Source organism: Planktotalea sp. (assembly GCF_965659345.1).
In the GTDB taxonomy this organism is placed as follows: domain Bacteria; phylum Pseudomonadota; class Alphaproteobacteria; order Rhodobacterales; family Rhodobacteraceae; genus Planktotalea.
On record NZ_CBFHVK010000036.1, the window covers coordinates 1 to 11,179 of the forward strand.

The following is an 11,179-nucleotide window of genomic DNA, read 5'->3' on the forward strand; positions in this document are numbered from 1 at the left end:
TCAAGTTGCTGCTATGCTGCCCGGCATTGCTGACATTCGCTGCGACTGCGAGACTGGTTGATCGGCGAATTCACAAACCTTAGACAAAGCGAACTTTCGCTGCAAACGATCCGAAGGCTGCTATCAGCACCGTGTGTATTCATGTCAAAAACATAGGAATTGGTAGTTGTTTGCTTCATCGGAGGTGGAACCAAGAGGCCCTAACGAAATATGATATGATAATCTGCGTTGGAAAAAGCATAGGCGCATTTGTGCATTGCTCCTCACAAAGTCTCGTTATGAATCAGAAAACCTTAGGGGGCAGGTCAACTCTTCGCGCACACGAAACAACTTCAATTTGCAGGACGACCTATGAAGAAGAAATTCCCTATTTTGCAGCTTTAGCATTCTTGATCATCGCGGCCAGTCGGTAAAAACCATGGACAAATTTCGAGTAAGGCAGCGTCAAAAACAGGGTCAATACTGTGGCTAGGTGAAACGTCAGTAAAAGCGGAATCAGAGCCGTACCCGTCGCCGCATAGAGCAATAGACCCGAGGTACTGACTGCAAAGAGCAGAACAACAAACGCCATATCGCCGCCTCGGACGCGAGCATCTGCGAGGGCCCCATCTGCGCTTAGCTTCAAGCGGATCATCCAAGCCGTTCCTGCGCTCAGCATTAAACCACCAGGCACGCCGAGGAATTTTGGCAAGCTGAAGAACCCATAAGGCGCATGCAGATCAAAGACATAGTGCAACAAAGTGCCCGAGGATGTCGCCGCAAAGCAAAGCAGAAAACCCCAAAGGACCAATTGATGTGCGACACGGCGCGCGTTGGTGAAACGATCCTCGTCTTCGAAATTGCAGCCCTGCTCTTGTCCACCGCTCAAATCGCGCATCGTCGCCACGTCCTGCAACGCTTTGCGCAAATCTTTTAGTGCGATGCGCCCGTCTCCTACGTGCGTCCAATACCGCCGGATCGAAATTCCAGCCGTAAATAAGGGTAGCAAAAAGGCAGGCGCAAAAATCGCGACCATCACAACATGGCTCATATAGGCGTAAAACCCCGCGCCGCTGCCGCCATTTTGCAACGACCCCGCGAGAAAGATCAGCGTCATAACGCAGAGGATCAGTAAACCCGCAATGGCAACGCCGTGGCGATCATAGGCGCGCGCAAACCCTTTTGGCCAAGCGAACTCCTTCCAGCTATCCGTGCGCACTTCTGCCAAAATTTGCGGAAGATTGATCGCGAACTCATGTGGCTCAGTGTATTGGCAGGCGTAGTAGCAACCACGGCAGTTGTGACACAGATTAGCCAATTGCGTGATGTCTCCATCGGCAAAAGCCGTTTGACGGGTGATTGCCGGAAAGACAGAACAGTAGCCTTCACAATAGCGGCAAGCGTTGCAAATCTCGATCTGACGGCGGGCATTTTGCAGTGTTTCAGTTGACATAGGATGCGGCCTCCTTGCCAGCGATGCGGCCAAAGACCGTTCCAATCGTCATGCCAAATCCAGCGAGATAACCTTCGCCCAAGATTGATCCCGCCATGATTTCCCCCGCTGCCCAGACATTGGCAAGAGGCGTTTCTCCAGCTTGCACGCGCGCAGTCTCGTCCACTTGCAGCCCGAGATAAGTGAAGGTGACGCCGGGGCGTAGCTCGTATGCGTAGAACGGCGGCTCGCTCAATGGCCTTGCCCAGTTTGTTTTGGCAGGCGTAACGCCATCCGTGGCCAAACCATCCAATTCTTGCGGGCTGAATGCACCTTCGCCGCAGGCTGCATTGAAGCTGTCAAAGGTCTGCATGGCCGCTATCGGCAGGTCCAGCTTGATCCGTAACTCGTCGAGAGTATCAGCTTTGATCGGTGGGAACACCGAAGGCATGAACAAATCACGCGAACGGGAATCGATGATCGAATAAGCGACCTGATCAGGCTGCGCCGCTACCAGTCGGCCCCAAATCGCATAGCGCTTGGGCCAAACATCCTCGCCCTCATCATAAAAGCGCTGACCGTGTTTGTTCAGAACCACCGAGAAAGGCACGCAATCGAGCCGCGTGACAATGCCGCCGTCAAATTTGGGCGCGCGGCCGTCGATAGCCACTGCATGGCATTGCGTCGGATCACCAACACTGCCCGCGCCTTGATCGAGCATATCGCGCAGCACAACGCCGCGATTAAAAGGCGTGCCACGGATCAGAAAATTGCGCGCAGCAGGTCCCCATGCATCGGCAAGCCAATCCAGATCGGCCTGAAATCCACCCGATGCGATAACCAACGCGCGACCTTCAATCTTACTACCGTCTTTTAGCTCAACATGGGTAAACGCGCCGGCGCTCATCCCAACATGCACTACCTCGGCCTCGTAACGCACCTCGACGCCAAGAGCCTGTGCCGTTCGATAATAGGCATTTACCAACGCTTTGCCTCCGCCCAAAAAGAACGCGTTCGTACGTCCTAGGCTCAGTGTTCCAGAGAGCGACGGTTGAAACCGAACGCCATTCGCTTCCATCCAGGGTTGGCACTCTTGCGAATTGCGGATCACCATGCGCGCGAGCTTTTCATCGGTATTTCCTTTGGTCACGCGCAACAAGTCGTCGAAATACTCGTCCTCACCGTAGGTATCAATCAGCACTGACAACGGCCCGTCGTGCATACAGCGAAAATTGCGCGTGTGACGAGAATTGCCGCCACGATAGCTCTTTGGGGCCGCCTCTAAAATCAGAACCCTTGCGCCAGCTTCAGCAGCCTCAATAGCGGCGCACAGGGCAGCATTGCCGCCACCAACAACGATGATGTCGTAAGATGTCGTCATTTGGCAATTTCCACGGTTTTCACCAAGTTTACCATTGGCTTTTCCTCAAACCTCGCGCATTGTATCCAAGTGTATACAATTTGGATCTTTCTAGAATGACCGACATTGAATTGCAAGACATGTCTCAGGGCGAAGTGGCTTATCACCGTTTGCTTGTCGCGATCCGTACAGGCCAATTCCAACCTGGTGATCGTTTGCGCGAGGTGGAAGTCGCGAGCCAGCTATCCCTCTCCCGCACCCCAGTGCGTGAGGCGCTGCGCAAATTAGAAAGTGATGGCATTGTCGAACATCGCCCCCGCTTGGGCGCGGTGATCCGCACGCTGTCGCAGCCCGAAGTCGTCGAGCTCTACGAGATGCGTCTGGTGCTAGAGCGCACTGCTGCGCAAATGGCTGCCAAACACGCGAGCGAGGCCGAAATTGACGTGCTTCGTAATTTGAATGCGCAGATTGAAGCCACAGGTGAAGACACGCATAGCGCCGCTGCGCTCAATCAAGATTTTCACCGCTGCATTTATCTCGCCACTCGCAACCGCTTTTTGCTGGAATCCGCCCGCGCGCTAAACAACGCTCTTATGTTGCTCGGCCCCACGACGCTAGATGACGAGGCGCGGATCAAAACGGTCACCGCGCAGCACGCAGAGATCATCGCAGCCATAGGCGCGGGCGATCAAGAAACCGCTGGCGACGCCGCCGCTGCGCATTTGCAGACCTCGTTGCGCCATCGCTTAAAGGTGATGCTCGGATGAAGGCGCGGATCGCCTCCTTCGCTGTCGCCTTTATCGGCGTGCTGGTCTTCAAGCTGCTGCAGCTGCCGTTGCCATGGCTATTAGGCCCGATTTTTGCCTGTTTGATCGCAGCCCTCGTTGGGGTTCAGATGCGCGGGATCAAGGTGCTCAACGACGCGATGCGCACAATCCTGGGCGTGGCCGTGGGCGCGACCTTTAGCAGTGCCTTGCTCATGTCCATGGGGGCTATGTGGCCGACGCTCCTGATGATCCCGCTGATGACTGGATGCATCGGCCTGCTGGGCGTGCTCTATTTCCAACGAGTCTGGGGTTACTCATTCGCTACCAGCTATTATGCGGCGATGCCTGGTGGCTTGCAGGACATGCTAGTCTTCGGCGAGGAAGCGGGCGGCAATGTCCGTACCCTGTCGTTGGTTCATGCAACGCGCGTTATGGTGATTGTTGTCGCTTTGCCTTTTCTGCTCACATGGGCTTGGGACGCTGATCTCACCAATCCACCTGGTGCGCCTGCAGCCTCTATTGGGCTAGATCAACTTGCATTGATGGTCTTTTGCGGCCTTGTTGGCTGGCAGTTCGCTAAACGCGTCGGTATGTTTGGCGCGACCATTTTGGGGCCTCTTTTGCTCGCTGCGACCCTATCCCTTATGGGTGTCCTACAACACCGCCCCCCAGCCGAGGCAATTTGGGCCGCGCAGTTCTTTATCGGCATGGGCGTGGGCAGCAAATATGTTGGCGTGACCATGGCCGAAGTGCGCAGGGACGTGAGTGCCGCGCTAGGGTTTTGCGTCATCCTATTGCTGCTCACAGTTGCTTTTGCCGAAACGATCCACCTCGCGGGCCTCGCTTCCCCCATGGAGACGATCCTCGCCTTCGCACCGGGCGGGCAAGCGGAACTCACGGTGCTCGCCTTGATCGTAGGGGCTGACATGGCCTTTGTCGTGGCGCATCATGTTTTAAGGATTTTTGTCGTCATCTTGGGCGCGCCCTTATTTGCGCGTTTTTTCAACGCGAATGCGTAAAAAAAGTAGAGATAAGTCATGAAATCAGAACTGAAAACACTGGCGAAAGGCGGCATTCTGCGGGCCGCGATCAACACTGGCAACCGCGCCTTGGTGCAGATTGACGGCGAGAAATTCAAAGGGGTTAGCCCTGCGCTCGCGCAGCGCCTCGCCGACGAGATTGGGGCTAAGATGGTTCCAGTTGTTTACAGCGGTGCAGGCAAGGTGTTCGCCGATGCAGGGAATGATATTTGGGACATTGGCTTTCTTGCGATTGATCCAATGCGCGCCGAGCAGATCGCCTTTACCCAGCCTTATATCGTGATCGAGGCGAGCTATGCGGTGCGCGCGACCTCTGCATTCAAAGACATCGACGACATTGACAAACCGGGCGTGCAGGTTCTCACCGCCAAAGGATCGGCCTATGACATGCACCTGACCAAAACCCTGCAAAACGCGCAGCTTGAACGTTTCGGTACGCCACCTGAAAGTTTTGTCGCGTTTCAGTCAGGTCGCTGCGATGCAGTCGCAGGTGTTCGCGCATCGTTAGAAGGTTTTTTCGGCAGTGATCCCGACGTGCGCATATTGCCCGGAGCTTTGACATCCGTACACCAAGCAATGGTGCTGCCAAAGCGCGACGATCCAAGGATCACCGCACTAGATGATTTCGTCGCCAGCGCGATCGCAGACGGGTTCGTCAAGGCTGCGATAGCTGGCTAGCTGTAGACCTCAGGATTGATCATGTGGATCGGCGCACCTGCGCTATATGCATTGATTTGGTCGAAAATATCAGAGAACTGCATGTCAAACTCATCCTCCGTGACAAAGCCAATATGCGGAGTCGCTAAGACATTTGGATGGGTCAAAAGAATGTTAGAAGTGTCGCTGAGCGGCTCATGATCAAACACATCAACAGCAGCGTGAATGCGGCTTTGAGCGATCTCTTCCTCTAGCGCGCCTTGAGCGACAAGACCCGAACGGGACGTATTCACAAACAATGCACGAGGTTGCATCTGTGCAAGGTCCTGTGCCGTGACCAACCCGCGCGTTTCAGGCTTTAGGCGCACATGCAAACTGACAATGTCCGACGTTGCAAAGAAGGCCGCGCGCGAGGCCGCGACAGTCTCACCTGCTGCCTCGGCCCGTGCGCGACCCTCTTCTGAGGACCACCATTGCACGTTCATTCCAATCGCTTTTGCATAGCCTGCGACTGCCCCCGCGATACGCCCATAGCCATAAAGCCCAAGCGTTCGGCCGCGCAGGGTCCGACCCACACCGGATTGCCATTGGCCGGCTTTGATCGATGCCGTTTGCGCGGGGATCTGACGATAGCTCGCAAGGATCAGCGCCAAAGTATGCTCGGCTGCAGCGTAAGACGGCGTGCCCGAATGCATATTCGAGCAGAGCAGCACATCATTTTGCGTGCAAGCCGCCACATCCACATGCGGATAAACGCTGCGCTGGGAAATCAATTTGAGGTTTGGCAGTTTCGAGACCAAGTCAGCCCCGACTTTGGTGCGTTCGCGAAACAAAACCAAGCCTTCGGCCTCTTGCACACGCTCAGCCAGTTTTTCTGGATCAGGTTCGTGATCGGTCCAGACCGTGACTTCATGCTCGGACAGTTTTTCAAAACAGGGCAAGCCACGCAGCGTGTCGAACCAATCGTCGAGAATGTGAATTTTCATCGGTGTTCAAACCTTCTTAAGATGTGTTGAGGCAGCCGCGCTCTAGTGTCCGGCCCAGATCGATGCGGGGATAAAGACCGCGCCAGCCGCCAATTTGCGCGCTGTGCGCACCAACCCTGCAGATTTCACTTCAAAACCAGCGTCGTTCTGGGCGTAATCCACCAGAACGTCGATCGTGCCCGAAGCGTGTTCAAGGGTGACATTGGCTGGCACTTCGTTCGGAATATTGGCAAGCCCTGCTGCAACTGTGCCCGGTGTTAGAACGCAGGATGCAAGGCATTGCGCGCCAGTGACGGCCATGGTGGGATGCGTTTTCCACGGCATGAAATAGCGCGTGGTAATGGTACCGCTGCCCTGCGCTGGCGCGAGCAAGCCGAACTTTGGCGTCACAGATGTGGACACGTCGCCCATTCCCATCAATGCACCCGCCTTCAGGCGCAATGCCTCCATACAGGTGAAGAATTCGGTGTTTTCATCAAGCTCTGCGGCGCTCTCGGTGCCCGACAATCCAAAGCTCTCTGCCTTGGCGATAACAATCGGCATGGCCACGTCCATGCAGGTTACTTCGATCCCGTCGATCACATCGACAAGATTGCCTGTCGGCAGGAAGGCCCCAGTAACGCCGCCAACCGTCTCCATGAATTGCAGCGCAATTGGCGCACTGGTCCCCGGCACGCCATCGATTTCTGCATCGCCCTCATAGCTGACTTCGCCAATTGGGGTTTGCACAACAGCGGCGACTTTCGCGCCTGTGTTGACCGCGCGAATATTCACTGGCGTTTCGCCCTCCAGCGCCGCGACAAGACCCATCTCAATAGCCGCAGGGCCAACGCCAGTGAGGATATTGCCGCAAGTGGGTTTGAAATCGACAAGGCGATCCTCAACACTGACTTGCGCAAAGAAATAATCGACATCCGCCCAAGGATCATCCGAGGGTGAGAGCATCGCGACCTTGGTCGTTACCGCCGCGCCGCCGCCGATACCGTCAATATTGAGCGCATGACCAGAGCCAACGATTGCGATCAACACCTCCGCCAGAGTCTCTAGGTCTTCAGGCAAGTCAGCGCGGTTCATGTAGGGGCCGCGCGAGGTGCCGCCGCGCATGAAAAGATAGGGAATTGCAGTCTGTGTCATCTCTGTGCTCGCTTATGTGAAGGGCCAAGGAAGATCAGCATATTCCTGCAACAATCCGGGCGGGAAATCGCGGTTCAACAGCGATGCCATACCGAGCATAAAGGCAATGCCAGCTGCGGTGTAGATCGCGGCAAACACTGTGCTCACGCCCGCGCGCAATTTCATAAAGCTGAAGAGGAAGATCGCGAGCGCGAGGATAAATCCAAGCAGCGAGGTCAGGATCAAAAGCCCTGCGAACCATGCCAGCGTTGGCCAAAGGCCATGCGTTGCCTCTGCATCTTCCCCGCTGCGTTCACGGTCGGCAAAGATCGTATCCGTTTCAGGCTTGAGCATCATCCGAATGATGAGAATGGCGCATCCCACGAGGCAAACACTCGCTACGAAGATCGGGAAGGTACGATCGCGGCTGTAGTCAGGGATCGAAGAGGCATCAAAGAGCGCGTAGGCGATGTAGCCAGTGATCACCAAAAGGAAGATCAGCGGCGCGCGCTTGGAACCCGATTGCACATCGCCCTCCGCAAGGATGTTCTTGGCTTGGCGCAAGCCGAGGACGACGGAAATCACCGTGATGATCAACAGCACAATGACGATAGGTGAGAAAATATAATCGAGCCCCTCTTCAAAACCTTTGCGAAAGCGCGACTGCGCGATCTGCACAGCTTGGTTGGCGTAGGTTTCCGCCGGATTAGAGAGGACAAAGCCGATCAAGAACGCGGGGCGCGACCAATCAAAGCGACGCATCATCAGGCCGAGGAAGCCAATCCCGATCAAAGCTACAAGGTCCATCAAGTTCTGACCAGATTGGAACGCCGCAAAGCTGATAATCATAAAGAGGAAGGGCGCGAGCAGCGCGAAACGAATGGTCGTGAGCTTGGCAATCCCGCCCGAGGCCGCGATGCAGATCATCGTGCCAACAACATTGGCAAGCGCCAGCAACCATACGATAGAGTAAGTAATGTCGAGGTTGTTCTTAAGCATCGCAGGGCCGACTTCGATCTGGCCCGATCCTAGCAATGCAATCGCGCCAATGAAGATGGCCATAGAGCCAGAGCCAGGGATGCCAAACAGCAAGGTTGGAACCAGCCCACCGCCCTCTTTCGCGTTGTTCGAGCTTTCCGGCCCGATGATCCCGCGCACTTCGCCCTTGCCAAAGCCCGACTTGTCCTTGGTCGTTTGCACCGCATGACCATATGCGATCCAATCCACGACAGAGCCGCCAAGGCCGGGGATCACCCCAACGATAACGCCGATGATAGAGCAGCGCACAGAAAGCCAGATATTAGCGAACCAGTCTTTCACACCGTCAATCCAACCGCCGCCGAGCTGCGGCTTCGAACTGATCGCGCGATCTTGGCGCAGGAGGGAGATGATCTCTGGAATAGCGAAAATACCAAGGCCAACGATGACCAGTTTCAACCCGTCGGTGAGATAGGGGAAATCATAGGAAGACATACGCAGATCGCCTGACGACGCGCCTTCGCCAATTGTGCCGATCAGCATGCCAAGCCCCGCAGCAACGACCCCTTTGATTGCGACGCGCCCTGCGAGAATACCGACCATTGAGAGGCCGAAAATAGTGATCATCAATAGCTCGGGCGTACGGAACTCTAGAACGATGGGCCGCGCGACTAGGATGAAGACGGTTAGAAAACTCGCGCCAACGAGCCCGCCAAACAAGGATGATGCAAACGCCGCCGAGAGCGCGCGCGCGGCTTGGCCGCGTTTGGCCATGGGAAACCCGTCGAGCACTGTGGCTTGGGACGCGGATGATCCAGGGATACCCATCAAAACAGAGGCAAAGGTATCAGATGTGGGAACAATCGCTACCATGCCGACCATCAGGGCGAGGCCCAAAATTGGGTCCATACCGAACATAAAAGGCAGCAAGAGGGACAGACCAGCGATGCCGCCGAGCCCGGGAAATACCCCGATGCAGAGGCCCATCACCACGCCGAGGATCAAATACCCGAGAACGACAGGTTGCAAGATTAATCCCCACGCGTCGCTTAACGCGGGCAATGCCTCCATGATAATGTCCATGATGCCGCTCCCCCCCGAGCTTCGCTTATGAAAACGCCCCGCCGAAATCGACGGGACGTTCGCTAAACGAACTTTACTTCAAAGAAACGCCGTATTTCTCTTGTAGCCAGTTGACCACAAACGCCTTGGCTTCGGCTGGAACAACCGTTGCGCTTGCAAGGGCTGTTTGCGCTTTTTCGCCTGTCATTTGTGGGTACTTACCCAAACGTTTACCGGAAATCTCTGCGAAATCAGCGCGCGCTTTCACGTCTTCAAAGGCTTTCGTGTAGGTCACGATTGCATCATTGGACGCGCCATTTGGCAAGAAGACCATTTTCTGAGCAGGGAAGCCCGCAACGAAGAACGCTTTCCATGCATCCCACTGCTCGCCGGAAGTTTCGCAGCCCTCTGTCGCGTCGCAGACTTCTTTGAACGTTGGGATGTCCGGGAATGTCGGGTCACGCACGATGTCGCCCGCGTCATCCAAAGAGCCCCATGTCATCATCGGAACCGCTGTTCCGGCCTCGACCAAAGGCGTCACGCCTTTGAGATAGGAGGAAGACGTTTGGTAATCGATGTTCGCCTCGCCACGCTCAAACATCAAACGGCCATCGCCGCGACCTTTGATGCCCATAACGCTTTCCACGTTGAGGCCCAACATTTCCCACGCCAACGTTGGCACGAGGTCCAGACGCGTCGCGCCTTGGTTGCCGTAGATGAAATCCTCGCCCTGAAGCGGACCAGCGTTCAAGCCGTCCATCTTCGCGGCCAATTCTGGCGGAAGATACGCAACGCCGCCTGTGCCCGAGGCAAGAACAACATTCCAGTCTGCGTAATTATATTTTACCCGTGGATCACCCAAAAGAAACGGGAACTGCGTAGAGCCGGAGGAGCCGAAGATCAGCGTGCCGTCATCATATTCCTGCTCTTGGAAGAAGTTCGCGCCTTTGGTGGAACCCGCACCTGGCATGAATTTCACAACAACTGTTGGCTGGCCTGGCAGCGCTTCGGACAGAAGCGGCGCGTAGAAGTTTGCCCATTTGGCAGAACCGCCTGTTTCAGAGAACGGGATCACCCACTCAACGGTTTTACCCGCTAGATCAATTCCGTGACCGCCAGCATTAGCCTGAAGTCCGAAAGTTGCGGCAGCTGCGGCCACGAGGCCCATAGCCACGCGGCGCGTAGATTTAAATGTAGACATGTATCCCTCCCAAGGATGACAGGCTTTTTCCCAAAAGCCCCAAAAATAGAATCGCGCAGGGGATGTCGCCCCTGTTGATGTCTCTGCTTTGACCTGCGAACCTTGCACGAAACTTGCATTGGCGAAATTAACCACGATGCGGATTACTCTGGTCGAAGACAACATGAGCCTCGCGAAAGGCATCACCTACCGTCTTGAGGACGCGGGCCATGCTGTGGACAGGCTGCATGATGGCAGTGCGGCTGAGACCCATCTTATGGACGATGGCGCTGATCTGGTCATTCTCGACATCAATCTACCGGGGGTTGATGGGCTGACGCTTTTGACAGCGATGCGTAAACGCGGCGATGTGCGTCCCGTCATTTTGCTGACTGCACGCGCCGATACACAGGATCGCGTTAAGGGTCTTGATGCAGGCGCGGATGACTACCTGATCAAACCTTTCGAGATGGCAGAGCTTGAGGCGCGTGTGCGTGCGCTCTTGCGTCGGCGCGCGATCCCGCAGCAAGTATTTCGCAGCATTGGCGCGGGCTTTGTTGCACAAATCGGTCTGAGGCCGATCTCCCCCTTACCCCAGACGGATTTAGCCTACAGCCACGGTACT

General features: G+C 55.6%; 10 protein-coding genes. 4 read left to right on the forward strand and 6 right to left on the reverse strand.

Translation table 11 applies throughout. The features are described 5' to 3' along the window. Positions 1-367: 367 nt before the first annotated feature. Both tcuB and tcuA read right to left on the reverse strand, forming a co-directional pair. Positions 368-1,432, reverse strand: coding sequence for a tricarballylate utilization 4Fe-4S protein TcuB (tcuB, locus tag ACTG3Z_RS17035; RefSeq protein ID WP_439144203.1), 1,065 nt, complete (start codon positions 1,430-1,432; stop codon positions 368-370). Then, positions 1,422-2,792, reverse strand: a complete 1,371-nt coding sequence (gene tcuA, locus ACTG3Z_RS17040; protein WP_439144204.1) for an FAD-dependent tricarballylate dehydrogenase TcuA — start codon at positions 2,790-2,792, stop codon at positions 1,422-1,424. The genes tcuB and tcuA overlap by 11 nt, the downstream gene beginning before the upstream one ends. A gap of 95 nt (positions 2,793-2,887) precedes the next feature. Between tcuA and ACTG3Z_RS17045 the strand changes: the two genes are divergently transcribed. From ACTG3Z_RS17045 to ACTG3Z_RS17055, 3 genes are read left to right on the forward strand one after another with little or no spacing between them, the layout of a single operon-like run. Then, the gene (locus ACTG3Z_RS17045) at positions 2,888-3,538 is read left to right on the forward strand and encodes a GntR family transcriptional regulator (protein WP_439144205.1); all 651 of its coding nucleotides are present in this window, start codon (positions 2,888-2,890) and stop codon (positions 3,536-3,538) included. Then, positions 3,535-4,557 carry an AbrB family transcriptional regulator gene (locus ACTG3Z_RS17050; RefSeq protein ID WP_439144206.1) on the forward strand — a complete coding sequence of 341 codons (1,023 nt, stop codon included), beginning with the start codon at positions 3,535-3,537 and terminating at the stop codon, positions 4,555-4,557. Before ACTG3Z_RS17045 ends, ACTG3Z_RS17050 begins: the two co-directional genes overlap by 4 nt. An 18-nt stretch (positions 4,558-4,575) precedes the next feature. After that, positions 4,576-5,256 (forward strand): transporter substrate-binding domain-containing protein, encoded by a 681-nt coding sequence (locus ACTG3Z_RS17055; protein WP_439144207.1) that lies wholly within the window; start codon positions 4,576-4,578, stop codon positions 5,254-5,256. Here the strand turns inward: ACTG3Z_RS17055 and ACTG3Z_RS17060 are convergent. The 4 genes from ACTG3Z_RS17060 to ACTG3Z_RS17075 form a co-directional block, all read right to left on the reverse strand. Next, a complete protein-coding gene (locus ACTG3Z_RS17060) occupies positions 5,253-6,221 on the reverse strand; it encodes a D-2-hydroxyacid dehydrogenase family protein (RefSeq protein WP_439144208.1) in 969 nt (322 codons plus the stop codon). The two genes, ACTG3Z_RS17055 and ACTG3Z_RS17060, sit on opposite strands and share 4 nt — an antisense overlap. 42 nt (positions 6,222-6,263) lie before the next feature. After that, positions 6,264-7,355 carry a 4-oxalomesaconate tautomerase gene (locus ACTG3Z_RS17065; protein ID WP_439144209.1) on the reverse strand — a complete coding sequence of 364 codons (1,092 nt, stop codon included), beginning with the start codon at positions 7,353-7,355 and terminating at the stop codon, positions 6,264-6,266. A gap of 12 nt (positions 7,356-7,367) precedes the next feature. Then, positions 7,368-9,395 carry a tripartite tricarboxylate transporter permease gene (locus ACTG3Z_RS17070; protein WP_439144210.1) on the reverse strand — a complete coding sequence of 676 codons (2,028 nt, stop codon included), beginning with the start codon at positions 9,393-9,395 and terminating at the stop codon, positions 7,368-7,370. Positions 9,396-9,468: 73 nt separating this feature from the next. Next, the gene (locus ACTG3Z_RS17075) at positions 9,469-10,575 is read right to left on the reverse strand and encodes a tricarboxylate transporter (RefSeq protein ID WP_439144211.1); all 1,107 of its coding nucleotides are present in this window, start codon (positions 10,573-10,575) and stop codon (positions 9,469-9,471) included. 118 nt (positions 10,576-10,693) lie between these two features. Here ACTG3Z_RS17075 and ACTG3Z_RS17080 point away from each other — a divergent pair. Further along, the coding region (locus tag ACTG3Z_RS17080; RefSeq protein WP_439144212.1) for a response regulator at positions 10,694-11,179 on the forward strand (486 nt) is incomplete at its 3' end.

Coding starts and splice junctions, on each gene's coding strand:
- ACTG3Z_RS17055 (WP_439144207.1), top strand. CDS start 4,576: ATGAAATCAGAACTGAAAACACTGGCGAAAGGCGGCATTCTGCGGGCC.
- ACTG3Z_RS17070 (WP_439144210.1), bottom strand. CDS start 9,395: ATGGACATTATCATGGAGGCATTGCCCGCGTTAAGCGACGCGTGGGGA.
- ACTG3Z_RS17045 (WP_439144205.1), top strand. CDS start 2,888: ATGACCGACATTGAATTGCAAGACATGTCTCAGGGCGAAGTGGCTTAT.
- ACTG3Z_RS17065 (WP_439144209.1), bottom strand. CDS start 7,355: ATGACACAGACTGCAATTCCCTATCTTTTCATGCGCGGCGGCACCTCG.
- ACTG3Z_RS17060 (WP_439144208.1), bottom strand. CDS start 6,221: ATGAAAATTCACATTCTCGACGATTGGTTCGACACGCTGCGTGGCTTG.
- tcuB (WP_439144203.1), bottom strand. CDS start 1,432: ATGTCAACTGAAACACTGCAAAATGCCCGCCGTCAGATCGAGATTTGC.
- ACTG3Z_RS17050 (WP_439144206.1), top strand. CDS start 3,535: ATGAAGGCGCGGATCGCCTCCTTCGCTGTCGCCTTTATCGGCGTGCTG.
- tcuA (WP_439144204.1), bottom strand. CDS start 2,792: ATGACGACATCTTACGACATCATCGTTGTTGGTGGCGGCAATGCTGCC.
- ACTG3Z_RS17075 (WP_439144211.1), bottom strand. CDS start 10,575: ATGTCTACATTTAAATCTACGCGCCGCGTGGCTATGGGCCTCGTGGCC.